The 24,981-nt window shown below is 67.4% G+C and carries 26 protein-coding genes; 8 read left to right on the forward strand and 18 right to left on the reverse strand.

The genetic code is table 11. From position 1 onward, the window contains the following. Nucleotides 1-111: 111 nt before the first annotated feature. The 9 genes from E5A74_RS01060 to rpsB all read right to left on the reverse strand — a co-directional run bounded on the left by E5A74_RS01060 (nt 112) and on the right by rpsB (nt 7,768). Nucleotides 112-1,245 (reverse strand): M50 family metallopeptidase, encoded by a 1,134-nt coding sequence (locus E5A74_RS01060; protein ID WP_135981976.1) that lies wholly within the window; start codon nt 1,243-1,245, stop codon nt 112-114. Then, nucleotides 1,242-2,399: a 1-deoxy-D-xylulose-5-phosphate reductoisomerase gene (locus E5A74_RS01065; RefSeq protein ID WP_135981978.1), complete on the reverse strand. Its 1,158-nt coding sequence runs from the start codon at nt 2,397-2,399 to the stop codon at nt 1,242-1,244. The genes E5A74_RS01060 and E5A74_RS01065 overlap by 4 nt, the downstream gene beginning before the upstream one ends. Then, nucleotides 2,396-3,175 (reverse strand): phosphatidate cytidylyltransferase, encoded by a 780-nt coding sequence (locus E5A74_RS01070; protein WP_135981980.1) that lies wholly within the window; start codon nt 3,173-3,175, stop codon nt 2,396-2,398. Before E5A74_RS01070 ends, E5A74_RS01065 begins: the two co-directional genes overlap by 4 nt. Beyond that, a complete protein-coding gene (locus E5A74_RS01075) occupies nt 3,172-3,903 on the reverse strand; it encodes an isoprenyl transferase (RefSeq protein WP_135981982.1) in 732 nt (243 codons plus the stop codon). Before E5A74_RS01075 ends, E5A74_RS01070 begins: the two co-directional genes overlap by 4 nt. A 39-nt stretch (nt 3,904-3,942) precedes the next feature. After that, entirely contained in the window at nt 3,943-4,500 is a 558-nt protein-coding gene (frr, locus tag E5A74_RS01080; RefSeq protein ID WP_135981984.1) for a ribosome recycling factor, read from the reverse strand. Nucleotides 4,501-4,514: 14 nt separating this feature from the next. Next, nucleotides 4,515-5,246, reverse strand: a complete 732-nt coding sequence (gene pyrH / locus E5A74_RS01085) for a UMP kinase (RefSeq protein WP_135981986.1) — start codon at nt 5,244-5,246, stop codon at nt 4,515-4,517. A 90-nt stretch (nt 5,247-5,336) separates the two neighbouring features. Beyond that, on the reverse strand, nt 5,337-5,738 hold the full coding sequence (locus E5A74_RS01090) for a hypothetical protein (protein WP_135981988.1): 402 nt from the start codon (nt 5,736-5,738) through the stop codon (nt 5,337-5,339). Between the two features lie 125 nt (nt 5,739-5,863). After that, nucleotides 5,864-6,799, reverse strand: a complete 936-nt coding sequence (gene tsf, locus E5A74_RS01095; protein ID WP_135981990.1) for a translation elongation factor Ts — start codon at nt 6,797-6,799, stop codon at nt 5,864-5,866. Between the two features lie 81 nt (nt 6,800-6,880). Then, the gene (gene rpsB / locus E5A74_RS01100) at nt 6,881-7,768 is read right to left on the reverse strand and encodes a 30S ribosomal protein S2 (RefSeq protein ID WP_135981992.1); all 888 of its coding nucleotides are present in this window, start codon (nt 7,766-7,768) and stop codon (nt 6,881-6,883) included. 274 nt (nt 7,769-8,042) lie between these two features. Between rpsB and E5A74_RS01105 the strand changes: the two genes are divergently transcribed. Next, nucleotides 8,043-8,264 (forward strand): hypothetical protein, encoded by a 222-nt coding sequence (locus E5A74_RS01105; RefSeq protein WP_135981994.1) that lies wholly within the window; start codon nt 8,043-8,045, stop codon nt 8,262-8,264. On the opposite strand, the gene E5A74_RS01110 is transcribed toward E5A74_RS01105, so the two are convergent. The 3 genes from E5A74_RS01110 to E5A74_RS01120 all read right to left on the reverse strand — a co-directional run bounded on the left by E5A74_RS01110 (nt 8,203) and on the right by E5A74_RS01120 (nt 10,279). After that, nucleotides 8,203-9,075 carry a CDP-alcohol phosphatidyltransferase family protein gene (locus E5A74_RS01110; RefSeq protein ID WP_206365766.1) on the reverse strand — a complete coding sequence of 291 codons (873 nt, stop codon included), beginning with the start codon at nt 9,073-9,075 and terminating at the stop codon, nt 8,203-8,205. The two genes, E5A74_RS01105 and E5A74_RS01110, sit on opposite strands and share 62 nt — an antisense overlap. Beyond that, nucleotides 9,075-9,803, reverse strand: coding sequence for a phosphatidylserine decarboxylase (locus E5A74_RS01115; protein WP_135981998.1), 729 nt, complete (start codon nt 9,801-9,803; stop codon nt 9,075-9,077). The genes E5A74_RS01110 and E5A74_RS01115 overlap by 1 nt, the downstream gene beginning before the upstream one ends. Before the next feature lie 62 nt (nt 9,804-9,865). After that, complete coding sequence (locus E5A74_RS01120) at nt 9,866-10,279, reverse strand: hypothetical protein (RefSeq protein WP_135982000.1); 414 nt, start codon at nt 10,277-10,279, stop codon at nt 9,866-9,868. A 274-nt stretch (nt 10,280-10,553) separates the two neighbouring features. Here E5A74_RS01120 and E5A74_RS01125 point away from each other — a divergent pair, with 274 nt between their 5' ends. The 5 genes from E5A74_RS01125 to E5A74_RS01145 all read left to right on the forward strand — a co-directional run bounded on the left by E5A74_RS01125 (nt 10,554) and on the right by E5A74_RS01145 (nt 15,560). Beyond that, nucleotides 10,554-11,174, forward strand: coding sequence for a class I SAM-dependent methyltransferase (locus tag E5A74_RS01125; protein ID WP_135982002.1), 621 nt, complete (start codon nt 10,554-10,556; stop codon nt 11,172-11,174). Nucleotides 11,175-11,250: 76 nt separating this feature from the next. Next, nucleotides 11,251-12,471, forward strand: coding sequence for an NADP-dependent isocitrate dehydrogenase (locus tag E5A74_RS01130; protein WP_135982004.1), 1,221 nt, complete (start codon nt 11,251-11,253; stop codon nt 12,469-12,471). 205 nt (nt 12,472-12,676) lie between these two features. Then, nucleotides 12,677-14,449, forward strand: coding sequence for a cation:proton antiporter domain-containing protein (locus E5A74_RS01135; protein WP_135982006.1), 1,773 nt, complete (start codon nt 12,677-12,679; stop codon nt 14,447-14,449). A gap of 70 nt (nt 14,450-14,519) precedes the next feature. After that, nucleotides 14,520-15,032, forward strand: a complete 513-nt coding sequence (locus tag E5A74_RS01140; protein ID WP_135982008.1) for a hypothetical protein — start codon at nt 14,520-14,522, stop codon at nt 15,030-15,032. A 15-nt stretch (nt 15,033-15,047) separates the two neighbouring features. Further along, complete coding sequence (locus E5A74_RS01145) at nt 15,048-15,560, forward strand: hypothetical protein (RefSeq protein WP_135982009.1); 513 nt, start codon at nt 15,048-15,050, stop codon at nt 15,558-15,560. 6 nt (nt 15,561-15,566) lie between these two features. On the opposite strand, the gene alaS is transcribed toward E5A74_RS01145, so the two are convergent. The 4 genes from alaS to E5A74_RS01165 all read right to left on the reverse strand — a co-directional run bounded on the left by alaS (nt 15,567) and on the right by E5A74_RS01165 (nt 20,979). After that, nucleotides 15,567-18,218, reverse strand: a complete 2,652-nt coding sequence (gene alaS / locus E5A74_RS01150) for an alanine--tRNA ligase (protein WP_135982011.1) — start codon at nt 18,216-18,218, stop codon at nt 15,567-15,569. A gap of 81 nt (nt 18,219-18,299) precedes the next feature. Then, a complete protein-coding gene (locus E5A74_RS01155) occupies nt 18,300-18,830 on the reverse strand; it encodes a M50 family metallopeptidase (protein ID WP_135982013.1) in 531 nt (176 codons plus the stop codon). Beyond that, nucleotides 18,827-19,717, reverse strand: coding sequence for a diacylglycerol/lipid kinase family protein (locus tag E5A74_RS01160; protein ID WP_166745557.1), 891 nt, complete (start codon nt 19,715-19,717; stop codon nt 18,827-18,829). Before E5A74_RS01160 ends, E5A74_RS01155 begins: the two co-directional genes overlap by 4 nt. Then, the gene (locus E5A74_RS01165; protein WP_135982018.1) at nt 19,714-20,979 is read right to left on the reverse strand and encodes a M24 family metallopeptidase; all 1,266 of its coding nucleotides are present in this window, start codon (nt 20,977-20,979) and stop codon (nt 19,714-19,716) included. The genes E5A74_RS01160 and E5A74_RS01165 overlap by 4 nt, the downstream gene beginning before the upstream one ends. 100 nt (nt 20,980-21,079) lie before the next feature. On the opposite strand from E5A74_RS01165, the gene E5A74_RS01170 reads away from it, so the two are divergent. Together E5A74_RS01170 and E5A74_RS01175 are read left to right on the forward strand one after the other, a co-directional pair. After that, the gene (locus E5A74_RS01170) at nt 21,080-22,414 is read left to right on the forward strand and encodes a dicarboxylate/amino acid:cation symporter (protein WP_135982020.1); all 1,335 of its coding nucleotides are present in this window, start codon (nt 21,080-21,082) and stop codon (nt 22,412-22,414) included. Further along, nucleotides 22,411-22,863, forward strand: a complete 453-nt coding sequence (locus E5A74_RS01175; protein WP_135982022.1) for a surface-adhesin E family protein — start codon at nt 22,411-22,413, stop codon at nt 22,861-22,863. The genes E5A74_RS01170 and E5A74_RS01175 overlap by 4 nt, the downstream gene beginning before the upstream one ends. A gap of 6 nt (nt 22,864-22,869) precedes the next feature. On the opposite strand, the gene E5A74_RS01180 is transcribed toward E5A74_RS01175, so the two are convergent. Further along, nucleotides 22,870-23,496 carry a glutathione S-transferase family protein gene (locus tag E5A74_RS01180; protein ID WP_135982028.1) on the reverse strand — a complete coding sequence of 209 codons (627 nt, stop codon included), beginning with the start codon at nt 23,494-23,496 and terminating at the stop codon, nt 22,870-22,872. A 34-nt stretch (nt 23,497-23,530) separates the two neighbouring features. Continuing rightward, nucleotides 23,531-24,916, reverse strand: coding sequence for an RNB domain-containing ribonuclease (locus E5A74_RS01185; RefSeq protein ID WP_135982031.1), 1,386 nt, complete (start codon nt 24,914-24,916; stop codon nt 23,531-23,533). Between the last annotated feature and the right edge of the window lie 65 nt (nt 24,917-24,981).

Consider the following 24,981-nt stretch of genomic DNA (forward strand, 5'->3'; position numbering starts at 1 on the left):
GCGCGTACGCCGAAATGATTAGCCTTGATCGTCACATCCCACCCCAAGTCGGATTTCGAGTAATGCCGCTGCCCACGCGACGCCGGAACAACCGCCCCTGCCTTAACCGCATCAGCCGATCAACCCGGCCAGGCTTCTCCACACGCCGAACGCGCCCAGATCATTCAACGTCACCAGCAGCATCAGCGCCAGAATCGCGATCAGACCACCCCGGAAAGCCCATTCCATCACCTGCGGCTCCACCGGGCGGCGGCGTACGGCTTCGACTGCGTAGAACAGAAGATGCCCGCCATCCAGCACCGGAACTGGCAAGAGGTTGATGAATCCGAGATTAATCGAAATCAGCGCGATGAGGAACACGAACTCGACGGGCCCCATTGCGAGACGCTCGCCCGAAACCTGCGCGATCTTGAGCGGCCCGCCGAGCTCGGAGAGCGGGCGGCGGCCGGTGATGATCTGCCCGAGTCCGTCGAGCGTCATCTGGACGATGTCGGCGGTCTGGCGGAGCCCGATCAGCGGCGCCTCGAGCAGCCCGACCGGCTTGAGCACCGCGGCGCCCGGGCCGACGCCGAGGCGGCCGGTGCGATAGCTGTTGCCGAAGCGGTCCGTTTCGACGCGCTCGCCGATGCGTGCGGTCAGCGCGTGCTGCTCGCCATTTCGCTCGACCTCGATGCGCACCTGCTCGCCAGGGCGCAGCTGGGTGTATTTGGCGACATCGAAGAAGGTATCGACCGAGCGGCCACCCATCGCCGTGATCCGGTCGCCCGGCTGCAGCCCGGCGACCGCGGCACCGCTCTTCGCTTCGACCACGCCGACCACCGCGGGCGTCACATTCTGCCCGTAGGCGAAGGCGAAGCCGGCGAGGATCAGGATGGCCACCATGAAATTGGTGATCGGGCCCGCCGCGACGATGATCGCGCGCTGCCAGAGCGGCTTGGCCTGGAACGTCTTCGCGCGCTCCTGCGCGGGCAAGGCCAGCCATTCGGCCGAGGGCTGGCTCGCCGGGTTCATGTCGCCGGCGAAGCGGACATAGCCGCCGAGCGGCAGCCAGCCGAATTTCCAGCGGGTGCCGCGCCTGTCGGTGATCCCGGCGACCTCGCGGCCGAAGCCGATCGAGAATTCCTCGGCCTTCACGCCGAACCAGCGTCCGGCGAGATAATGTCCGAGTTCGTGCAGGAAGACGAGCGGCCCGAGCACGAGCACGAAGGCCAGAAGGTAGAGGAGGATGCCGGGAGATTGGATCAAAGAACGCAGTCCTTCACACGCTCGCCCGCATATGCTCTCGCCTCGGCGTCGATCGCCAACACAGCATCCAGCGAGTCCGGGGCGGCCGGCTCGTAGCGCGCCAGCGTATCGGCAACGATTGCGGCAATTTCAAGAAATCCCACGCGCCCCGCAAGGAAGGCTGCGACGGCGACCTCGTTCGCCGCGTTGAGGATCGCCGGCCGCGCACCGCCCGCGATCAGCGCGTCCCGTGCCAGCGCCAGCGCGGGGAAGCGCACGGGATCCGGCGCTTCGAAGTCGAGGCGGCCGATACGTGCGAGATCGAGCGCCTCGCAGGGGGTCTCCATCCGTTCGGGCCAGGCCAGCGCATAGGCGATCGGCGTGCGCATGTCGGGAGTGCCGAGTTGGGCGAGCACCGATCCGTCGACATATTCGACCATCGAATGGACCACCGACTGGGCATGGACCAGCACGTCGAGCTGGTCCGCGCGCACCGGAAACAGATGAAAGGCCTCGATCAGCTCGAGCCCTTTGTTCATCATCGTCGCCGAATCGACCGAGATCTTGGCGCCCATCGACCAATTGGGATGCGCGACGGCCTGTGCCGGGGTGATCGCGCGCATCTGATCGAGAGAGGCCTGGCGGAAAGGCCCGCCGCTCGCGGTGAGGATGATCTTGCGGACGCTGCGCGGCGCGGTGCGGTCGAGGCACTGGAAGACGGCGTTATGCTCGGAATCAACGGGAAGCAGCGTCGTGGCGTGCGCCTTGGCGGCGGCCGTCATGACGTCGCCGGCGGATACCAGCGCCTCCTTGTTGGCGAGCGCGACCGTGCCGCCAGCCTCGAGCGCGGCCATCACCGGCTTGAGCCCCGCGGTGCCGACGATCGCCGCCATCGTCCAGTCGGCGCCCATGCGCGCCGCTTCGCAGACCGCCTCCTCGCCTGCCCTCGCCTCGACATCGCTGCCGGCGAGCGCTTCGCGAAGGCTGTCGAGACAGGCGGCATCCGCCACCACTGCCACCTTGGCGCTGACGCGGATCGCAGCGGCGGCGAGCTTGCTCACGTCGCGATTGGCGGTCAGCGCAACCACCTCGAATTGCTCGGGCGACCGTTCGATCAGATCGAGCGTCGAGCTGCCGACCGAGCCGGTGGCGCCGAGAATCGTCACGCTTTTCATCGTACCAGCAACAACACCAGCAACGCGGCAATGGGTGCAACCGCGACCAGCCCGTCGAGCCGGTCCATGATCCCGCCATGCCCGGGAAGTAGATTTCCCGAATCCTTCACCCCGGCCCGCCGCTTGAGGAGGCTCTCGTAGAGGTCGCCGATCTGCGCGAACACCGCGAGTATCGGCGTCGCGATGGCAAGCACGATCGGAAGCCCGAACCAGATCACCAGCAGCGCCGCGAAGGCGGCCGCCGCGGCGACGCCGCCGAAGAAGCCCGCCCAGGTCTTGTTGGGGCTGATCGCCGGCGCGAGCTTGGGGCCGCCGATCGCGCGCCCGGCGAAATAGGCGCCGCTATCGCACGCCCAGACCAGCGCCATCGCCCAGAAGGTGTAGAGCAGCCCCGCCGGCGCCTGCGCGCGCAGTGCGAGCAAGGCGAGCACGGGTAGCCCGACATAGAGCACGCCCGCCGCCAGCTCGCTGCGCCGTGTCACCGCGGCGACGAAGAACGCCGCGCCGATCACCAGCCCGAGCGCGAGGAAGCCGGGCCCGGCCGCCAGCCCGGGCGCCATGATCGCCAGCGGCACGGTGAGCGCATATTGCGACAGCCGCCGCTGCTGGCGGGTGGCGCCATGGAGATCGGCCCATTCGCCGATCATCAGCAGCCCGATCGGCGCGATGACGAGCCAGAAGCCGAGCCCGCCAACCCAGAGCGCAACCGCCGCGAGCCCGATGAGTGCGATGGCGACGAGCAGCCGCGTCGCGAGATCCGATCCGGTCTTGCTCACAAGCCTCCGAATCGCCGCTGCCGCTGGCCGAACCACGCCAGCGCATCGGCAAGCGCCGCCTCGTCGAAATCGGGCCACAGCGTGTCGACGAACAGCAGCTCGGCATAGGCCGCCTGCCAGAGCAGAAAATTGGAGAGACGCTGCTCGCCCGAGGTGCGGATGAGCAGATCGAGCGGGGGCAATTCGGCGGTCTCGAGCTCGGCCTCGAAGCGCGCCTCGTCAATCGTGGCGGGATCAAGCGTGTCTTCGCGCGCCTGCTCGGCGAGGCGGCGGGCCACGCTCAATATCTCGGCCTGCGCGCCATAGTTGAGCGCGATCACCAACGTCGGCCCCGGATTGGCGGCGGTGCGCGCGATCGCGGCTTCGATCATCGCGACCAGATCGGGCGCGAGCCCGCGCCAGCCGCCGATCACGCGAAGCTTCACGCCCTCCGAGACGAGCTCGTCGAGCTCGCTCGCGAGGAAATGGCGCAGCAGGCCCATGAGGTCGCGGACCTCTTCCTCGGGCCGGCGCCAGTTCTCGGAGGAGAAGGCATAGAGCGTTAGCACCTCGACGCCGAGCTTGCGCGCCGCGCGGGCGATGCGCCGCACGGCCTCGACGCCCTGCTTGTGGCCTGCGATCCGCGGCAGGAAACGCTTCTTCGCCCAGCGCCCGTTGCCATCCATGATGATGGCGACATGGCGCGGCGCGGTGCCCGTCGGGAGATCCGGAGAAGGTCTAGCGGCCATTTCCCGCCACCAGCATCCGCGAGGGGCTTCGCTGCGAGGTCACTTGCCCAGGATTTCCTTTTCCTTGGCCGCCGTCGCCGCGTCGATGTCGGCGATCGTGCTGTCGGTCAGCTTCTGGACCTCGGTCTCGTGGCGCTTGCGTTCGTCCTCGCCGAACAGGCCCTTCTTTTCGTCGGTCTTGAGGCTGTCATTGCCGTCGCGACGCACATTGCGCACGGCGATGCGCGCCTTCTCGGCATATTGGCTGGCGAGCTTGGCGAGTTCCTTGCGGCGCTCCTCGGTCAGATCGGGGATCGGCAGACGCAGCGTCTGGCCGTCGACGATCGGATTGAGGCCGAGACCCGCGGAGCGGATCGCCTTGTCGACCGGGCCGACATTGGTCTTGTCCCACACCTGCACCGACAGCAGCCGCGGCTCGGGCGCCGAGACGCTCGCCAGCTGGTTGATCGGCATGTGCGCGCCGTAAACCTCGACGGTCACCGGATCGAGCAAGGTCGTCGAAGCACGGCCGGTGCGAAGCCCCTGGAGGTCGTGCTTGAGCGCCTCGACCGCGCCGGCCATGCGGCGCTCGATGTCTGCCTTGTCGTAAGCGGCCATTTTCGGCTCTCCTGTTATGCGGATGCGGGTTCGTTCTGAACGATCGTGGAAGTGCCCTCGCCGCGCAGGACGGCGGCGAGATTGCCCTCCTCGCGGATGTTGAAGACCACGATCGGAATGTCGTTGTCGCGGCACAGCGCAACGGCGGAGGCGTCCATCACCTTGAGATTGTCTGCGAGGACCCGCCCATAATCCAATGATTCATAGCGCTTTGCCGTCGGCACCTTCTTGGGATCGGCATCATAGACACCGTCCACCGAAGTGCCCTTGAACAGGGCATCGCAATTCATCTCCGCGGCGCGCAGCGCGGCGGTCGTGTCGGTGGTGAAGAACGGTAGGCCGGTGCCGGCGGCGAAGATCACCACCCGGCCCTTCTCCATGTGGCGCTCGGCGCGGCGACGGATATAGGGCTCGCAGACGCTTGCCATCGGGATCGCCGACTGGACGCGCGTCTGGACGCCGACCTTCTCGAGCGCGTTCTGCATCGCGAGCGCGTTCATCACCGTCGCGAGCATCCCCATATAGTCGGCCGAGGCGCGGTCGAAGCCCTGCGCAGCGCCCGCAAGGCCGCGGAAGATGTTGCCGCCGCCGACGACCATGCAGACCTGCAGACCCGTCTCGACGGCTTCCTTGACCTCCTCGGCGACGCGCGCGCAGGTCGCGGGGTCGATGCCGAACTGACCCTGCCCCATCAGGACCTCGCCGGACAGTTTGAGAAGAATACGATCGAAGCGGGGAGCGGTCATTGGAGCCTTGATTTTAGGGCGGATAGCAAGCGGCGCGGACCCTAGAGGAGCCGGTCGGCAGGAACAAGCGCGGAGATGGGCGCCCCGGGTTCAGCGCCGCACGCTTTGTCGCCATGCAAGGGCAAGCGACCAGACCAGCACGATCGCGACGACGCTCAACGCGACGATCAGGATCGCGACGATCGTGGCGGTGGGCTCGCCATTGGCCGGCGCCGTGCCCGCTTCCAGCTGGGCCAGCCGCCCGAAGACGCTGCGCCAGCCGAAGCCGAGCGCATAGGCCCAGCCCGCCGCGAGCAGCCCCGCGGCGCTGCCCGGACGCACGCGAAGCGAACGTAGCGCGCCGAGCAGCATCAGCGCGTTGCAGATATAGTCGACCAGCAACGCCTGAAGCGGCTGCCCCCATTTGAGGTGAAACCAGGTTTCGAGCGTGAAATGCACGATCGCGGCGATCAGCGTGACGATCGCGAGCGCGGTTTCCGAAGCGTGGCGCATCTTTCCCCTCCCCAGGTATGTCGGCCGGCCGAGCATTTCATGCCCGATCGGCACTGCCGTGGAAACGAAGACGGGCGCCGCCACCCAAGGGTAGCGACGCCCGCGCATTCGGGTCCGGGAAGACCTTACCTGGTGAGACCGGCGGTCGCAGCCACTTCGGCGGCGAAGTCGCTCTCTTCCTTCTCGATGCCTTCGCCGAGCTGGAAGCGGACATAGTCCTTGAGCACGATCGACGCGCCGGCATCCTTGCCCGCCTTGGCGATCACGTCCTGAACCGGGGTCTTGCCGTCCATGACGAACGCCTGGGTGAGCAGCGCGTTCTCCTTCTTGAACTTCTCGACCGGCCCGTTGAGGATCTTCTCGGCGACCTCGGCGGACTTGCCGACGATCTTGTCGGCGTTCTTCTCGCGCAGGATCGCGGCCTCGCGCTCGACGACCTCGGGATCGAGATCCTCGACCGCCAGCGCCAGCGGGAAGGCAGCGGCGATGTGCATCGCGATCTGCTTGCCGAGCGGCTCGAGCACGTCGACGCCGGCATCGCTCTCGAGCGCGACCAGCACGCCGATCTTGCCGAGGCCCGGCGCGGCGGCGTTGTGGACGTACGGGATCACCGCGCCCTTGGTCACTTCGACCTTCTTGGCGCGGCGCAGCACCTGATTCTCGCCGATCGTCGAGATGTTGTTGGTGAGCACTTCCTCGACCGTGCCGCCCTGCGGCAGCGCCGACGCCTTGAGCGCGTCGATGTCGTCACCCTTTTCGAGCGCGACCGCGGTCACTTCGCGGACGAAGCCCTGGAAGATCTCGTTCTTCGCGACGAAGTCGGTCTGCGAGTTGACCTCGACCGCGACACCTTTGGTGCCCGCGACGGCGACGCCGACCAGACCCTCGGCAGCAGTGCGGCTCGACTTCTTGGCAGCGGCGGCGAGGCCCTTCGAGCGCAGCCAATCGCTGGCGGCTTCGAGGTCACCATTGGTCTCGGTGAGCGCCTTCTTGCAATCCATCATGCCGGCGCCGCTCTTTTCGCGGAGCTCCTTCACGGCTGCTGCAGTGATCTCGGCCATGTTCTAATCCTTCAGCTTAAAAATCGGGCGGAGCAGTGCCTCTTGCCCTGCCCCGCCCCCATTACGGTTGGATGACGAGGCTTACGCGTCGATCTGACGCTCGCCTTCTTCGGCCTGCTCGGGCGTCGTCGCGGCGGCGGGAGCTTCGAACTCCTCGGCGGTCACGACGGGCGCGTCGGCGGCAGGAGCCTCCTCAGCGACCGGAGCCGGTGCCGGGGCGGCGACCGCTTCCTCGATCGGCGGCTGCTCGGCGGCGCCGAAGTCATAGCCCTGGTTGCGCTGCTGCTCCTGGCCACCGCGGGTCGCAGCGATCGCCACGGCCTCGCAATAGAGGCGGATGGCGCGCGACGCGTCGTCATTGGCCGGAACCGGGAAGGCGATGCCGTCCGGGCTCACGTTCGAATCGAGGATCGCGACGACCGGGATGCCGAGGGTGTTGGCTTCCTTGATCGCCAGCTCTTCCTTGTTGGCGTCGATCACGAACATGATGTCCGGAACGCCGCCCATGTCGCGGATGCCGCCGAGCGAAAGCTCGAGCTTGTCCTTCTCGCGGGTGAGCTGGAGGACTTCCTTCTTGGTGAGGCCGTGCGTGTCGCCCGACAGCTGCTCCTCGAGCGCCTTGAGCCGCTTGATCGAGTTGCTGATGGTCTTCCAGTTGGTGAGCATGCCGCCCAGCCAACGGTGGTTGACGAAGTGCTGATTCGCGCGGCGAGCGGCCTCGGCGATCGGCTCCTGCGCCTGGCGCTTGGTGCCGACGAACAGCACCTTGCCGCCGGCGGCGACGGTCGAGTTCACGAACTCGAGCGCGCGCGCGAAGAGCGGCACGGTCTGCGAGAGGTCGATGATGTGGACGCCGTTGCGGTCGCCGAAGATGTAGGGCTTCATCTTCGGGTTCCAGCGATGGGTCTGGTGACCGAAGTGCGCGCCCGATTCGAGCAGCTGCTGCATGGTGACGACAGGTGCCGCCATAGGGATAACTCCTTCCGGTTGAGCCTCTGGGAAGCGAGTGACCAGGCAAGCGCCATGGCACCGGTTTATGATGCTTCCCATGCGGGTTGAGGCGGCGCGCTTAGCCGAAAGCGCGCGTCCCGGCAAGTGGAACAAATTTCGAACACCGTATTGACGACGGAACGTTAACGGAACATAAAGGGCTCAGAAACGGGGCATGGAACGCCTCGTCACGCCAAACGCTTGGAATTGCTCAATTCCGATACGGGGCGAATGGACGGACAGGAACCGGATGATGACTGGATTCGCAATTGCCCTTCTGTTCGGCGCTGCCCTGATCGCCGCGGCGGCGACGCTCTATGCCAGCATCCGCCCGCAGCTGCCGCGCTTCGCCGTGCTGTTCCGCCTTGCCCCTGCCTCGGTGCTCCCGCCGCTGGCGCCGCGGCTGGGCCGGGTTACGGTGCGCTCGGTTCCGGCGCGACTGACGGCTCGTCAGCCGTTGCGCGCAGCCGCCTGACCCGTCGATAGCTGCGAATGCTGAACGGGATCGTCGCCAGATAGGCGAGCGCGAGCAGCGCCAGCGTCGGCCACGGCGCCGAGACCAGCGCCGCGACGAACACCACCAGCACCGCGATCGCCTCGAAGCGCAGGCGCTGCTTGAGGCGCACCGTCGGCGTGAACGTGGCGACGCTCGAAATCATCAGCACCGCGATGAAGGCGGTCCACAGCGCAATGATCACCGGCGAACGCAGTAGCTGGTTGAGCGTCTCGACGAAGAACAGGGGCGTATAGGCGCTCACCGGCGGCTGCAGCAGCTCGTTGGTCCAGTTCCACAAGAAAAGCGGCGTCAGCGCGAGGATCGCCCCGGCCGGCGCGGGAACGCCGGTCAGGAAGCCCGCCGATTTGTGCGGCTGATGCTCGCGATCGATATTGGCGTTGAACCGTGCCAGCCGCAGCGCGCAGAACAGGGCGAGCAGCAGCGCGATCATCCATCCGAAGCGGCCGAGCCCGTTGAGCGACCAGAGATAGAGAATCAGCGCCGGCGCGACGCCGAACGAGATCGCGTCGGAAAGGCTGTCGAGCTCGGCGCCGAATCGGCTCTCGGCGCGCACCAGCCTCGCGATCTTGCCGTCGAGCCCGTCGAACACCGCGGCGGCGAGCACCAGCAGCACCGCGCCTTGCCAATCCTGCAGTATCGCGAACCGCATCGCGGTGAGGCCCGAGCAAAGCGCGAGCGCAGTCACCGTGTTGGGCAGCACCGCGCGCAGCGGGATCCCGCCTTCGCGGCGCAGTGCGGTGAGCCTCCGCCTGCCCGCGCGGGGCGGCATCATTGGGCGATGCCGGTCGCGCGCGGCGCACCCTTGCGCGCGAGGATCGTCTCGCCGGCGATCGCGCGCTGGCCGAGCGCGACTTCGACGCCGTAGCTCTCGGGAATGAACACGTCGACGCGGCTGCCGAAGCGAATCAGCCCGACGCGCTGCCCGCCGATCACCATGTCGCCCGCCTTGACGAAGCTGACGATCCGGCGCGCGATCAGCCCGGCGATCTGGGTGAAGCCGATCCGCAGGCCGTTCTTGTCCTCGACGATGATGTACTGGCGCTCATTCTCTTCGCTCGCCTTGTCGAAATCGGCGTTCATGAACTTGCCGGCGATGTAGATCACATGCCGCACCGTCCCGGTGATCGGCGTGCGATTGATGTGGACGTCGAACACGCTCATGAAAACCGAGACGCGCAGCATCGGCTCGTCGCCCAGCGCGTGCGGGCCGGTGAGCTCGGGCGGCAGCGTGACGGGCTCGATCATCGTGATCAGACCGTCGGCCGGCGAGACGATCAGCCCCTCGCCCTGCGGCGTGACGCGGACCGGGTCGCGGAAAAAGGCAGCCACGCCGAGCGTCAGGAAGACCAGCGGCCAAGTGATGAAATCCCAGACGAACAGGCTGACAAAGGCGATCGCGCCGGCGATCAGCACATATTTGCGGCCTTCGGGATGAATGTCGGGAAAGCGCCACTTCACGGTGGAAGTACCAACGGAGGGCTTGTCGAGCGATGCCATGCGGCGCGGTGTAGCGGCACATGGTCGCGTTTCCTAGACGGCGGCGCGAGTTTCCGCGCTGCTCATTCCTGCCACGCGTCGGTGACCGCCGGGATGCAATAGCGGCTCAGGCCCGCGCCGATACCTCTGGGAACGACGATGTCCTTCGAAATCCCGCCGATGCGATCGCAGTCGGGCCCCGCAGCCACATTGTAACGCACGATTCGCTTGGTGTATTCGGGGCAGAGGTCCGAGCAGGTGTAGCTGATCACCACCGGCACCCCGCGCAGCATGCCGAGCGTCCGCGGCCATTTGGGCCAGCGCCCGCCGGCCTTTGGGTCGAACGGCGCTTTCACGAAGGCGAGCACCGCCGCGTCGTCGATCGGCGGGAACACGTCCTCGCTGCTCAGCATCTCGGGCCGGGCGATATCGGGCTCGCGCTGCAAAGACGCAGAGGAAACGGACAATCCAAGCAGCGCCGTCAGCATAACAATCATCGAAAGCCTCCCTCCATCGACTTTCGCCAAGCCTGCCGCGCAACGCCTTCACCGCCGATGAACGAAAAGTCGGCAGCCCGACCGCCTCATCCCGGCAAACCCCTGTTATCGCATACCGGCTTTGCGCGGCGGGGATGGTGGTGTATCTGCGCGCCACACTGTTCGAGTTCGATGGCGGTTGTCCCCGATAAAAGCGACCGCCCCGCTTGAATGTTTGTTCGTTTTCGCGAAAGCGCGTGCGCCCCGGTTGCCACGAAAGCTGCAAAGGACCTCAATGCCCGCATCGACCGCCTCCGCAAAGAGCCGCCGCGCGAGTCGCCGCGCCGCCGGAGTGTCCTCGCCCTGGGTGATGTTCCTCAAGGGCTTCTTCAAGCATCCGGTGATGGTCGGCGCGGTCGCTTCCTCGTCGCAGCGGCTCGTGCGTCACATGCTGGCGCCGGTCGATTGGGACAATTGCAAGCTGTTCGTCGAATATGGTCCCGGGGTGGGCACCTTCACGCGCCCGATCCTCGAGCGGCTCAAGCCCGACGCCAAGCTGATCGTGATCGACACCAACCCCGATTTCATCCGCTATCTCAAGCACACGATCGACGATCCGCGCTTCATCGCGATCAACGATTCGGCTGCCGAGATCAAACGGATCGTCACCGATCACGGCTTCGAGCATGCCGATTACATCGCGTCGGGCCTGCCCTTCTCGACGCTGCCCACCGGTGTGGGTGACGCGATCGCGCATGCCACCCACGACATCCTGCGCAAGGACGGCGCGTTCCTCGTCTATCAATACAACCCCAAGGTGCGGAACTTCCTGACCCCCTATTGGGAGCATATCGACCATGCGGTCGAACTGTGGAACCTGCCCCCGGCGCAGCTCTGGTGGGCGTGGAAGAAGTGAGCGCCGCCAAGGGCGCTTGATCCCCCCTCGCCTACCTCCTAGACGCTCGCCCAAACCCTAAAAAGGAAGCGAGCACATGGCGAAGATCAAGGTTGCAACGCCGGTCGTGGAGATCGACGGCGACGAGATGACGCGGATCATCTGGCAGTGGATCCGCGAGCGCCTGATCCTCCCCTATCTCGACATCGACCTCAAATATTACGATCTCGGCGTCGAGAAGCGCGACGAGACCGACGACCAGATCACGATCGATTCTGCCAACGCGATCAAGCAGTACGGCGTCGGCGTGAAGTGCGCGACGATCACCCCCGACGAGGCGCGCGTCGAGGAATTCGACCTCAAGAAGATGTGGAAATCGCCCAACGGAACGATCCGCAACATCCTCGGCGGCGTGATCTTCCGCGAGCCGATCGTCATCTCGAACGTGCCGCGCCTGATTCCGGGGTGGACCAAGCCGATCGTCGTCGGCCGCCACGCGTTCGGTGACCAGTACAAGGCGACCGATTTCAAGGTGCCCGGCAAGGGCAAGCTGACCATGAAGTGGGAAGGCGAGAACGGCGACGTCATCGAGCACGACGTGTTCGATTTCCCGGCGGCCGGTGTCGCGATGGGCATGTACAATCTCGACGAGTCGATCACCGACTTCGCCCGCGCCAGCATGAATTACGCGCTCGGCCGCGGCTGGCCGCTCTATCTCTCGACCAAGAACACCATCCTCAAGGGCTATGACGGCCGCTTCAAGGACATCTTCGCCGAGGTGTTCGAGACCGAGTTCAAGGACCAGTTCCAGGCCGCCGGCATCGTCTACGAGCACCGCCTGATCGACGACATGGTCGCCTCGGCGCTCAAGTGGCACGGCGAGTTCGTCTGGGCCTGCAAGAATTATGACGGCGACGTCCAGTCGGACCAGGTCGCGCAGGGCTTCGGCTCGCTGGGCCTGATGACTTCGGTCCTGATGTCGCCCGACGGCAAGACGATCGAGGCCGAGGCGGCGCACGGCACCGTCACCCGCCATTATCGCCAGCACCAGCAGGGCAAGGCGACCTCGACCAACCCGATCGCGTCGATCTTCGCCTGGACCGGCGGTCTCAAATATCGCGGCAAGTTCGACGGCACGCCCGACGTGACGCGCTTCGCCGAGACGCTCGAGCGCGTCTGCATCGAGACCGTCGAGAGCGGCAAGATGACCAAGGACCTCGCGCTGCTGATCGGGCCCGATCAGGCATGGATGACCACCGAGCAGTTCTTCGAGGCGATCCGCGAGAATCTCGAGACTGCGATGGGCAGCTGGCAGTAAGAAACGGGATTGGGGGAGACGGCAACGTCTCCCCCTTTTCATTCGGGCAACCGCAACGCCTGTTCTAGAAGGTCCAGAAGCGCGTGAAACGGCGGGCGCGTCAGCGTTCCAACGCGGAAAATTCCGCCGTCTCGCCTTGCATTGCAGCACCCGCCGTGCTGCCTAACGGCATGACCCGCATTCCAGCATCGCCCGTCGCCACTCCGTGCTGAGCCTAACCAACACCGGATTCAGCGATACCCTCGTGATCCTCGGCGCGGCGGGGCTGGTGATCCCCGCCTTCGCCCGCTTCCGGATCAGCCCCGTCATCGGGTTCATCCTCGTCGGCGCGCTCGTCGGGCCGGCCGGGCTCGGGACGCTCGTCCGCGAGAACCCGTGGCTCTATTATTTCACCATCTCCGACGCGCATTCGATCGAGCCCTTCGCCGAGATAGGCATTATCCTGCTGCTCTTCTCGATCGGGCTCGAGCTGTCGTTCAAGCGGCTCTGGGCGATGCGCGCGCTCGTCTTCGGGGTCGGCGCGGCCGAGCTGGTCGGCGCCGGGCTGATCCTCGCCGCGGCGCTCTACCTCACCGGGCTCAGCACCGGCGGCGCGATCGGGCTCGGCCTCGCGCTCGCGCTATCCTCCACTGCTTTGGTGATCCCGATCGCCGGCACCACCAGCGCCGTCGGTCGCGCCGCCTTCGCGATGCTGCTGTTCGAGGATCTCGCGCTCGTCCCGATCATATTCCTGCTCGGCGCGCTGGCGCCGGTGCCCGGTGTGGTCGGCGCGACCGGCCTGCTCATCACGCTGGGCATGGGCATCGTCACCGTCGCGGCGCTGTTCGTCGGCGGCCGTCTGCTGCTTCCACGGATGTTCGCGCAGGCCGCGCGCACCAAGAGCCCCGAGCTGTTCCTCGCCGCCAGCCTGCTCGTCGTCATCGCAGCCAGCCTCGCGACCACCGCGGCAGGCCTGTCGCCGATCGTCGGCGCGCTGATCGCGGGGCTGCTGATCGCCGAGACCGAATATCATGGCGAGGTCGAGGCGATCACCGCACCCTTCAAGGGTCTCGCACTCGGCGTGTTCCTGATCACCGTCGGGATGCGGCTCGATCTCGGCTTCGTCCTCGCCAATTGGGCGCCGCTGCTCGGCGCGACGATCATGGTGATGGTGGTCAAGGTCGCGGTCACCACCGGCCTGCTCAAGCTCTCGGGCGCGCGCACCGGCACCGCCGCCGAGACCGGCGTGTTGATGGCCAGCCCTTCGGAGACCACATTGATCGTCCTCGGCGTCGCCGGCGCGGCGGGGCTGATCTCGGGAGGCACCGCGGCGTTTTGGACGACGGTGACGGCGATCGGCCTCACCGCCACCCCGGTGCTGGCCAAGGCCGGCCAACTCGTTTCGCGGCTGATCGAGCAGCAGGAAAAGGATGGCGAGCAGCCGGTGCCCGACATCGCCAGTCCTGGGACGGTGGTGATCGGCTTCGGCCGCGTCGGCCGCACCGTCGCCGACATGCTGCGCCGGCACGATCTTCCCTATCTCGGCGTCGACGCCGACATCGACAACGTCAACGCCGCGCGCAAGGACGGCTATACCGTGCTGTTCGGCGACGTGACGCGCAGCGAGCTGGTCGATCAGCTCCAGCTCGGCCATGCCAAGGCGCTCGTGCTGACGATGGACGATCCCGTCCTGACCGTCCGGCTCACCAAGCGCGTGCGCGGCTGGGTGCCCGAGCTGCCGATCATCGCCCGCGCCCGCGATGCCGACCACGCCGCCGAGCTCTACAAGGCAGGGGCGACCGACGCGGTGCCCGAGACGCTGGAAAGCTCGCTGCAGCTCTCCGAGGCGGTGCTCGTCGATGTCGGCATCGCGGTCGGCCCGGTGATCGCGTCGATCCACGAGAAGCGCGACGAGATGCGGATGGCGATCAAGGCGGCTTCCGATCTCGATCGCGAGCCGCGGCTACGCCGGGCACGCAAGGCCGACATCGTCGAATAGCCGCGAATTCGCCTTGCCGGGGCCGTGCTTGCCTCGCATGCTCGGCCGATACCCGGGTGGAGTCCTCGCGATGATCGAAGCACTTTTCCTCCTTCTCGCCGGTGCGCCGCAGGCGGCCGCCGATCCGCTGGCGCCTGCGCGCGCGGGCAAAGTCCAGTGCGCCAATCCCAATGTCGAGAAGAAGACCTGCATGGGGCTAACCAGCTACAAGCTGAACCCGGACGGCAGCTTCGAGACCAGCACGACGCTGCTGATCGCGCCGCAGCCGCCGATCACGATGGACGTGAAATCGTCCGGCAAGCGAGTCGGCGATCAGCTCTGCGCGCCGATCCGCAAGGAAGATTTCGAGGCGGCGACCTTCAAGATCGACGGAACCCCGCTCGATGCTGCGACCGCGACCTCGATCCGCGGCCAGATCCTCGGCTCGCTCGCGCCGATGATCGGCAAGATGGGGTGCTCGCGCGAAACGCCCGACGGCGCGGTGCTCAAGGCCGAGGTGACGCTCGACGGCGTCGCCCGCCCCGAATTGACCCAGCGCGTGCTGTGGGTGATGCCCGAAGACGGCTTCAAGCTCGGACTATAGGTTCAGGAGGTACTCTTGCTGCTCGCCCTGCTGCTCTCGCTGGCCGGCCAGGCCGATCCGGAAGTCGATCCGCTCGTCCATGCCCGCGAGGGCCGGATGCAGTGCATCGCGCCCGACAGCACGCGTCGCACTTGCCGAACGCTGGTCCGCTACACGTTGCAGGGCGAACGCGGGTTCGACGCCGTGGTCACTGGCCTCGTCAGCACCGAGCCGGTCGCGATCCTCGAATATCGCACCAGCGGCACGATAGAGGATGGCGCGATCTGCTCGGTGGTCCGTCCGATCGACTTGCGCGACGGCAAGCTCAGCAAGGACGGCGCGCCACTCTCGCCGGCGATCGAGGCGCAGGTCCGCGCGCGCCTGATGAGCGCGGTGCAGCCGTTGGCCGGGCATCGCCGCTGCTATCGCCAGCAGTTCGACGGCACCGAATATCAGAGCCACGTCACGATCGACGGCCTGTTGCGCACCGAGATGACCCAGCGCTCGCTGTGGGTGCGGCCCGACGACGGCTACGCCGTCGCGCCCTGAGGCGCGTCAGGCGGCCGCTTTGGCGTCCGCCAGCGCCGCACGCACCGCGCCGAGCGCATCGCCGGCCTTGCTGCCGTCCGGACCGCCGCCCTGCGCCATGTCGGGACGGCCGCCGCCGCCCTGCCCGCCGAGCACCGCGACCGCGGTCTTGACCAGATCGACTGCGCTCAGCCCGAGCCCGTCGCTGACGCCGACCGCGACCGAGGCGCGGCCGTCATTGATCGCGACCAGCGCGACCACCCCGCTGCCGATCCGCGCACGCGCCTCGTCGACCGCACCGCGCAAGGCCTTGGGATCGAGACCCTCGAGCACCTGACCAACGAAGTTGACTCCGCCGATCTGCTCGGGGCCGGCGGGCGCCGCCGCGCCGCCGCCGCCGAGCGCGAGCGCCTTCTTCGCATCGGCGAGCTCGCGCTCGAGCCGGCGGCGCTCCTCGACGAGGCTCAGCACGCGCGCGGGCACGTCGTCGGGCGAGGTCTTGAGCGCAGCCGCCGCTTCCTTGAGCCGCTCGTCGCGCGCGTTGAGCCACTGCCGCGCCGCCTCGCCGGTCAGCGCCTCGATGCGGCGGATCCCCGAAGAGACCGCGCTCTCCGAGACGATCTTGAAGATCGCGATGTCGCCGGTCGCGTTGACATGGGTGCCGCCGCACAGCTCGACCGAATAATGCTGGTCGTCGCCGCGGCCCATCGAGAGCACGCGGACCTCGTCGCCATATTTCTCGCCGAACAGCGCCATCGCGCCCGCCGCGATCGCATCCTCGGGCGTCATCAGCCGGGTGCCCACCGCCTCGTTGTGGCGGATCTGGGCGTTCACATCGGCTTCGATCGCAGCGATCTCCTGCGGCGTCAGCGCCGAGGGGTGCGAGAAGTCGAAGCGCAGCCGATCGGGCGCGACGAGGCTGCCCTTCTGGGTGACGTGGCCGCCCAGCCGCTTGCGCAGCGCGGCGTGCAGCAGATGCGTCGCGCTGTGGTTGGCGCGGATCGCGTCGCGGCGCACGGCATCGACCGACAGCTTGACGGTGTCGCCGACCGACAGCTCGCCGCTGTCGATCTTCGCATGATGCGCGTGGAGCCGGCCGAGCGGCTTGGAGGTGTCGTCCACCACCGCGCGCAGCCTGTCATTGGTAATGGTGCCTGCATCGCCCATCTGGCCGCCCGATTCGCCGTAGAACGGCGTCTGGTTGGTGATGATGGTGACCGCGTCGCCCACGCCCGCCTTGTCGACGCGCGCGCCATCCTTGACGATCGCGACGACCTGGCCCTCGCCTTCGGTGCCGTTATAGCCGGTGAATTCGGTGCCGCCGAGTTCGTCGGCGATATCGTACCAGACCTCGTCGCTTGCCTTGTCGCCCGAGCCCTTCCACGCCGCCCGCGCGGCGCGCTTCTGTTCGGCCATCGCCGAATCGAAGCCCGAGCGATCGACGCTGATCGACCGCGGCCGCAGCGCGTCCTCGGTCAGGTCGTAGGGGAAGCCGAAGGTGTCGTAGAGCTTGAACGCAGTCTCGCCGGGCAGCGTATCGCCTTCGGCAAGGCCCTGCGTCGCCTCGTCGAGCAACCGGAGGCCGTTGGCGAGCGTCTGGCGGAAACGCGTCTCTTCCTGCAGCAACGTCGCCTCGATCAGCGGCTGCGCGCGAACGAGCTCGGGATAGGCGGCGCCCATCTCGGCGACCAGCGACGGCACCATCCGGTGCATCAGCGGATCCTTCGCGCCGAGCAGGTGCGCGTGGCGCATCGCGCGGCGCATGATGCGACGGAGGACATAACCGCGGCCTTCATTGGCCGGCAGCACGCCATCGGCGACGAGGAAGCCCGAGGCGCGCAGATGATCGGCGATCACGCGGTGGCTCGCCTGGTTGTCGCCGGTGGTCGACGCGCCGGTGAGCGCGCCGCTCTCGGCGATCAGCGCCTTGAAGGTGTCGGTGTCGTAATTGTCATGGACGCCCTGGAGCACCGCGGCGACGCGCTCGAGCCCCATGCCGGTATCGATGCTCGGCTTGGGCAGCTCGCCGATCTGGACGTCGTTCTCCTGCAGATACTGCATGAAGACGAGGTTCCAGATCTCGACGAAACGATCGCCATCTTCCTCGGGCGATCCGGGGGGGCCGCCCCAGATATGGTCGCCATGATCGTAGAAGATCTCCGAGCACGGCCCGCACGGGCCATCCGATCCCATCGCCCAGAAATTGTCCTTGGTCGGGATGCGGATGATCCGGCTCTCGGGCAGGCCGGCGATCTTCTTCCACAGATCGAATGCCTGATCGTCGGTGTGGTAGACCGTCGCGGTGAGCTTCTCTGCCGGAATGCCCCATTCCCGCGTCAGCAGAGTCCACGCATGCGTGATCGCCTGCTCCTTGAAATAGTCGCCGAACGAGAAATTGCCGAGCATCTCGAAGAAAGTGTGGTGGCGCGCGGTGTAGCCGACATTGTCGAGATCATTGTGCTTGCCGCCGGCGCGGACGCATTTCTGCGAGCTGGTCGCGGTCGAATAGGGGCGCGTCTCGAGCCCGGTGAACACGTTCTTGAACGGCACCATGCCCGCATTGACGAACATCAGCGTCGGATCATTGTGCGGCACGAGCGGCGCGCTCGGCACGCGGGCATGACCCTGGCCTTCGAAATAGTCGAGGAAGCTGCGGCGGATATCGTTCGTGGACGTCATGCGATGCGACTTAGGGCGTGGCGGGGCCCGGCTCAAGCGAAACGGTTGATTACCCGGATCGGTTTTCCCGGACCGAACGAATTACGCCGGACGGCGACGAAACAGCACGCTTCCGTCGCTTCCCTTGAACGGGACGAGATTGGCGAGCGCGACGCCGAACGAAAGGATCGCGAGTGCCGCCGCCAGCGTGGCCAGCAACGTTTTCGGTTCGGCGAAGCTGCTCGCCAACCCGGCAACGACGGCGAGCAGGATATTCGCCGCCGGCCCGGCCGCGGCGATCAGCTTGTGCTTCCGCCGCGCCATGATCGTGTCGAGGGTATAAGCGACATAGCCGCCGACTTCGTGCCCCCGCATCGCCCTGCTCATCCCGAGCCGACGGCGGGCGACCTGATAGTCGAACGGGAAGACCGCGATGCGGCTCACTCGGCCGCCCAGCCGGATCGCTGCGGCGGCATGCCCCAGCTCGTGGACCAGCACGACCATGAAGGCCAGCAGCAGGTCGACGCCGATACGGACAACAAAGCCGCCATCCCCGCGGAAATACTCCCCCAACACGCCGACCGCGGCGATCGCCGTGAGCATGAACAAGCCAGTCGCGAGCAACCGCATCATGACCCGTCCGCCGGCGCGATCACGCTCAGGGCCCTGGCTTCGAGCGTGAAGTCGAGCGGCACCGCCAGCGACTTCACTTCGCCGTCGAGCGCGACGTCGATGCAGCGCTTCGGTCCGGTGACGCGCAGTTCCGGCGTGTCGCCGATCGCAGCGAAGTCTCGGTCCGGATCGGCGCGCCCGATCAGCGCCCGCAGCGCGAAGCCGATCAACGCCATGCGCCGGCGCGAGGCCACGGCATAGACCGAGAGCACGCCGTCATCGAGCGCCTCGCGCTGGCCGAGCTTGCCCGCCTCGAGCACATAGCGATTGTTGCCGACAAACAGCATCGGCGTGACCACGCTTTCCTCGCGATCGGGCATTTCGAGCCGCAAGCGACGGTGCCGCATCCGGCGCACGGCCGCAGCGGCGGCAGGCAAGGCGGCAAGCTTCTTGGGGAGCGCCATGTCTTCGCGCTGGTGGACAAGATCCGGATAGAAGCCGATCGAGGCGTTGTTGACGAAGACATGGTCGTTGACGCGCGCAAGGTCTATGCGGCGCTGCGTTCCGGTGGCGATGAGCTTCGCCGCCTCGGGGAGCTTGAGCGGCACGCCGAGCTCGCGTGCGAGGTGATTGCGCGTGCCGAGTGGAAGGATGCCGAGCGTCGCCCCTGCATGAGCCAGCGCACCGGCCGCGCCGCCGAGCGTGCCGTCGCCGCCGCCGACCACCACCAGCTCCCGGTCGGCGACCTTCGCCGCCGCCTCTGCGACGCGATCACCCGGCAGGAGCTGCAGGTCGATGGCGAGCCCGGCATCGGCGAACGCCTTCTCGATCTCGGGCCCGAGCGCGTCACCGCGCGCCGCGGCGGTGCCACCGCTGCGGTTGACGAGGACCGGGATGCGTTCGCTCACTCGAACGGGCGATCGATCGAGCGCGGCGGCACGCTGAACCATTTCGGACCGCTCTCGGTCATGTGGAAGCAGTCCTCCAGCCGGATGCCGAAGCTGCCGGGGATGTAGATGCCCGGCTCGTTCGAGAAGCACATGCCCGGCGCGAGCGACGTCTTCTCGCCGCGGACGAGGTTGACCGGCTCGTGGCCGTCCATGCCGATGCCGTGCCCGGTCCGGTGCGAGAGACCGGGGAGCTTGTAGTCGGGGCCGTAGCCGAGCGAGGTGTAATAGCCGCGCACCGCGTCATCGACCGAACCCGCCGGCGCGCCGAGCTTTGCGGCCGCGAGCGCGATCTGCTGGCCGCGCGCGACCACGTCCCATACCTTGCGTTGCTCGGCGCTCGGCGTGCCGAAGACGAAGCTGCGCGAGACGTCGGATTGATAGCCCTGCACGGTGCAGCCGCAATCCATCAGCACCACCTCGCCCGGCGTCACGCGCTGGGGCTTGCGCGAGCCGTGCGGATAGGCGGCCGCCTCGCCGAGCAGGATCAGGTTGAACTCGACCGAACCACCGAGCTTGCGCGTCGCGGCGGCCATCAGCGCACCGATATCGGTGTTGCTCATCCCCTCGCGGATGCGCGGATATGTCCAGCGATAGGCTGCGATCGTGACGTCGGTGGCGAGCTGCATCAGCGCGATCTCGGGCGCGGTCTTGATCATCCGGCAGCCGCGGACGACCGGATTGGCCGAGACGATCTTCGCGCCGGGCAATGCACGCTGCAGCCCGTCGACGATGAAATAGCGGTTGGTCTCCTCGATCCCCACCGGCCTCGCCGCGAGCTTGCGCTCCCGGAGAAAGCCAGCGACCACCTTGAGCGGATCCTCGTCTTCCTGCCACACGCGCACCTCGGCCGGCACGCCCAGGCTCTCGCGCACCGACGGCTCCTCGAAGAACGGCGTGACGATGCAGGGTTCGCCTTCGACCGGAAGCACCACGGAGGTCAGCCGCTCGCTGCGGCTCCAGCGCACCCCGGTGAAATAGATCAGCGACGAGCCCGGCTCGATCAGCACCGCACCGATCCCGGCCGCCTTCATCAGCGCCTGCGCGCGCGCGATCCGCGCAAGCCGTTCCGGCTGGCCGATCGGCGCCGCGCCTTTGGTGATGTCGCCGAGATCTGAAACATCGATCTCCTCCGCGCGCAGCATCCCCGGCAGCGCGAGCAGCGGCACCGCACCGGCGGCGCGGATCAGCGTGCGACGGCTGAGGCTGGGCGAGCGTAGCATTCGGGCGACTCCGTCGATAATTGCGTGGACTTCCGCGATAGGGTCCTTGACCCGGCCGCGACAATCCCCTTCCCTGCCGCGAACTTTTCTGGGGGTCTTTGTGGGTAAGCGACTGACGTGGTTCATTCTGGCCGGGCTGCTGCTGGGCGGCCTGATCGGCTGGGGACTCAATGTCGCCTTCGACGACGGCAGCGCCGCGAGCGCCGAGAAGCTGAAGGACATCAGCTACTGGTTCGACATCCCGACCCAGATGTTCCTCCATCTGATCAAGATGATCATCGCGCCGCTGGTCGTCTCGACGCTCGTCGTCGGCATCGCGCACATGGGCGGCACCGGGGCGATCGGGCGCGTGGGGATCAAGGCGTTCCTGTGGTTCGTCACCGCCAGCCTCGTCTCGCTGACGCTGGGGCTGCTGCTGGTCAACCTGCTCCAGCCCGGCGTCGGCCTCAACCTGCCGCTGCCCGACGCGGCCGCTTCGAGCGGAGTCGACCGTTCGGGCTTCGACGCCGCGAAGTTCTTCATCCACATCGTGCCGACCTCGGCGATCGACGCAATGGCGACCAACGACATCCTCCAGCTGGTGATCTTCTCGCTGTTCTTCGGCGTCGGCATGGCTGCGGTCGGCGAGAAGGCGGCGCCGTTGCTCAAGGGGCTCGAGGCGCTGGTCTCGGTGATGCTCACCGTCACCGGCTATGTCATGCTGTTCGCGCCGGTCGCGGTGTTCTGCGCGGTGGCGCGGACGTTGGCGACGCGCGGGCTCGGCGTGGTCGGCGACCTCGCCTTCTTCATGGGCACCTTCTATCTCGGCCTCTTCGTGCTCTGGGGCGTGCTGCTCGGCGCCTGCTTCCTGATCGTCGGGCCGCGCACCGGCACACTGCTGCGCTATCTGCGCGATCCGATCCTGCTCGGCTTCTCGACCGCCTCGTCCGAGGCCGCCTATCCGCGCACGCTCGAGGCGCTCGACCGTTTCGGCGTGCCGCCGCGGATCGCCAGCTTCGTGCTGCCGCTGGGCTATTCGTTCAACCTCGACGGCTCGATGATGTACATGACCTTCGCGTCGCTGTTCATCGCGCAGGCCTATGGCATCCACCTCGATTGGGGGACGATGATCACGATGCTGCTGATGCTGATGATCACAAGCAAGGGCATCGCCGGCGTGCCGCGCGCCAGCCTCGTGGTGATCACGGGCACGCTGTCGCATTTCCAGATCCCCGAGGCCGGCATTCTGCTCATCCTCGCGGTCGACCATTTCCTCGACATGGGCCGCACCGCGACCAACGTGATCGGCAATGCCGTCGCCGCGACGGTGGTGGCGCGCTGGGAAGGTCAGCTCGATCCGGTCCAGCCGCCCGAGATCGAAGTCCCGCAGGTACAAGGCGGCGCGCCCGATCTCGACAGCTTCGAGGAATATGGCGACGGAGCCGCGCGTCCGTGAGCCTTGCGTTGCGGACGACGCTGCTCGCCGCATTGGTGCTGGCGCCCTTGTCGGGCGCGGCGGCGGCGCAGAAGGCAACAAAGTGGGTCAGCCTCTACACCGATCGCGACGGCGAGACCTTCTACGATCCGGCCAGCGTGACGCGCGCCGGCAGCCGCACCCGGCTCAAGCTGCGCGCGATCGCCACGGGCGACACGGCCTTCTCGGCGATCATGCTCGTCGAGGTCGACTGCAAGGCGCAGACGATGGGCATGTTGTCGATGGAACAATATGGCGCCGGCCCCCAGCCGGTGCGTACGCGGAGCGTGCCGGCCGACAAGGTCGAGCGTCAGCCGATGTTCGTGGGCGAGGACATAGAGCCGATCTACCGCGCCGCCTGCCCCAGGGGGGCACCGCTGTCCGCGATAAAGGGACCACCGATCGTGGTCGTGCCCCCGCCCGCGCGCTAGCGCCGCTCAGGCATAGGCATAGGGTCCGCCGGCCCTCAGCGCGGCCTGATACGCGGGGCGGGCGTGGATCTTCACGAGCCAGGCGGCGACGTGCGGGCGTCCCTCGGTCGCACCGGCGCGGGCGACGGCGGCCTCGAGCGGGAAGCTCATCATCACATCGGCTGCGGTGAGTTCCTTCCCAGCGAACCATGGCCGCTGCGCGAGCTCGCCCTCGACATAGTCGAGATGAACGTCGATCATCGGCTGGAACTTCTTCTGCGCCATGCCGCCGAGCAGCGGCACCCGGCTCAGCACCAGCTTGGTGAACAGCGGCGGCATCAGCGAGCCCTCGGCATAATGGAGGAAATGGCGGTAACGCAGCGCATCCTCGCGATGCGCCGGCGCGCCGAGCCGGCCGTCGCCCTTCTCGATCAGATATTCGACGATCGCGCCGGTCTCGGCGACGACGAGGCCATCCTCCTCGATCACCGGCGACTTGCCGAGCGGATGGATCGCCCTGAGCGCGGGCGGGGCGAGCATCGTCGCCTTGTCGCGGGCATAGCGCTTGACGGTGTACGGCAGCCCCAGCTCCTCGAGCAGCCAGAGGATGCGCTGCGAGCGCGAATTCTCGAGGTGATGGACGATGATCGTCATGCAGGCTCTCCCTTGGCGAGCGATAGGGCGGTGCTCAATCGACGCGCTCGAAGCGGACGCTGCGCTTGCCGGGATCGGCATCGATCAGCCGGACCCGGATCGCATCGCCCGGTGCGGCGCCGTTCGCGTCGATGCGAGTGACCACGGGCAGCGCGCCGAGCTGCATGCGCGCGCCGCGCGCATCGACATCGGTGACGCCGGCGGCGAAGATCTCGCCTTCGCGGCCCTGAAGCATCGCGGCCTCGGCGAGATCGATCACCGCGCGGTCGATCTGCCCGGCCAGCGCATCGGCGCGCGCCATCACCTTGGGCAGGCGCGCAAACGCCTCGGTGACGGCGGCGGGAACGGGTTGGCCATTGGCCACGGCCAGCGCAGCGCGGACGACATAGCGATCGGCGAGCCGGCGGAGCGGCGCAGTGGCATGGGCATAGCTCGCCGCCACCGCCGCATGCCACGGCACCACGCCCTCCTGCCACGGCGCATAGCTCGCCCCCTGCCCAGCGCGGCGGATCGCGAGCATCAGCGCGGCCTCGCGATGATCGGTCGGATCGAGCCGCGGCTCGAAGGCGGCGAGCGGCTGATCCTCGGGCCAGTCGATCGCGAAGGCGCGCGCGGTGTTGCGCAGCCGCTCGATTGCGGCCGGATCGGGCTCGGCCATTACCCGGAACAGCCCGGTATGGTGAGCGAGCAGCGCATCGGCGACGGCGAGATTGGTGGCGAGCGAAAGCGCCGCGTTCTGATCCTCGGACAGATGCCGGGTGCGGAATTCCAGCGCCAGCCGACCATCGCCGCGCTCGGCGACTTCCTGCTCGGGCGGATCGACCCGCGCGGCGCCGCGGGCCGCCTCGGCGGCGGCGATGCGGCGGGCGAGCTCGGCGAAGCCGGGGGGGAGATCTGCGTCGGTCACGGTCTCGTAGCCGAGCTTGGCGCGGCTGCGGACGATGGCGCGTTCGACGCCGTCGAGCCGCACCGCGCCATCGCCTGCGACGCGCACCGTGAACACCACCGCCGGACGCGGCCCGGCCGGCAGCAGGCTGGCTGCGCCTTCGCTGAGCGAGGGCGGATAGAGGCCGGCCTTGCCGTCGGGCAGATAGAGCGTGGTGCCGCGCTTCCACGCCTCGACATCGAGCGCGTCGCCATCGTCGACGAACCATGCGACATCGGCGATCGCATAATGGAGCAGCAGATCGCTTCCGCTGGCCTCGATCGCGAACGCCTGATCGAGATCGGTCGAGCGTATCGGATCGAGCGTGACGAAAGGCCGATCGGTGCGATCGACATGCGCGGTCGGCGCGCGCGTCGCAGCAGTCTCGGCGGCGGCTAGGACGGCGGGCGGAAAGCCGGCCGGCACCTGATATTGGCTGCGGATAGCCGACAGGCCTTCGGCCAGCACGTTCCCGGGATCGACGATCGCCTTCATCGACTCCTGCTATAAAGGCCCCGGCCAAACGCGAAAGACCCGGCGCGAGGCAACGCGCCGGGTCT

This window comes from Sphingomonas naasensis (genome assembly GCF_004792695.1).
Taxonomy (GTDB): Bacteria; Pseudomonadota; Alphaproteobacteria; order Sphingomonadales; family Sphingomonadaceae; genus Sphingomonas; species Sphingomonas naasensis.

Coding starts and splice junctions, on each gene's coding strand:
- E5A74_RS01065 (WP_135981978.1), bottom strand. CDS start 2,399: ATGAAAAGCGTGACGATTCTCGGCGCCACCGGCTCGGTCGGCAGCTCG.
- E5A74_RS01075 (WP_135981982.1), bottom strand. CDS start 3,903: ATGGCCGCTAGACCTTCTCCGGATCTCCCGACGGGCACCGCGCCGCGC.
- frr (WP_135981984.1), bottom strand. CDS start 4,500: ATGGCCGCTTACGACAAGGCAGACATCGAGCGCCGCATGGCCGGCGCG.
- pyrH (WP_135981986.1), bottom strand. CDS start 5,246: ATGACCGCTCCCCGCTTCGATCGTATTCTTCTCAAACTGTCCGGCGAG.
- E5A74_RS01090 (WP_135981988.1), bottom strand. CDS start 5,738: ATGCGCCACGCTTCGGAAACCGCGCTCGCGATCGTCACGCTGATCGCC.
- tsf (WP_135981990.1), bottom strand. CDS start 6,799: ATGGCCGAGATCACTGCAGCAGCCGTGAAGGAGCTCCGCGAAAAGAGC.
- rpsB (WP_135981992.1), bottom strand. CDS start 7,768: ATGGCGGCACCTGTCGTCACCATGCAGCAGCTGCTCGAATCGGGCGCG.
- E5A74_RS01105 (WP_135981994.1), top strand. CDS start 8,043: ATGACTGGATTCGCAATTGCCCTTCTGTTCGGCGCTGCCCTGATCGCC.
- E5A74_RS01110 (WP_206365766.1), bottom strand. CDS start 9,075: ATGCCGCCCCGCGCGGGCAGGCGGAGGCTCACCGCACTGCGCCGCGAA.
- E5A74_RS01115 (WP_135981998.1), bottom strand. CDS start 9,803: ATGGCATCGCTCGACAAGCCCTCCGTTGGTACTTCCACCGTGAAGTGG.
- E5A74_RS01120 (WP_135982000.1), bottom strand. CDS start 10,279: ATGATTGTTATGCTGACGGCGCTGCTTGGATTGTCCGTTTCCTCTGCG.
- E5A74_RS01125 (WP_135982002.1), top strand. CDS start 10,554: ATGCCCGCATCGACCGCCTCCGCAAAGAGCCGCCGCGCGAGTCGCCGC.
- E5A74_RS01130 (WP_135982004.1), top strand. CDS start 11,251: ATGGCGAAGATCAAGGTTGCAACGCCGGTCGTGGAGATCGACGGCGAC.
- E5A74_RS01140 (WP_135982008.1), top strand. CDS start 14,520: ATGATCGAAGCACTTTTCCTCCTTCTCGCCGGTGCGCCGCAGGCGGCC.
- alaS (WP_135982011.1), bottom strand. CDS start 18,218: ATGACGTCCACGAACGATATCCGCCGCAGCTTCCTCGACTATTTCGAA.
- E5A74_RS01155 (WP_135982013.1), bottom strand. CDS start 18,830: ATGATGCGGTTGCTCGCGACTGGCTTGTTCATGCTCACGGCGATCGCC.
- E5A74_RS01165 (WP_135982018.1), bottom strand. CDS start 20,979: ATGCTACGCTCGCCCAGCCTCAGCCGTCGCACGCTGATCCGCGCCGCC.
- E5A74_RS01180 (WP_135982028.1), bottom strand. CDS start 23,496: ATGACGATCATCGTCCATCACCTCGAGAATTCGCGCTCGCAGCGCATC.
- E5A74_RS01185 (WP_135982031.1), bottom strand. CDS start 24,916: ATGAAGGCGATCGTCGATCCCGGGAACGTGCTGGCCGAAGGCCTGTCG.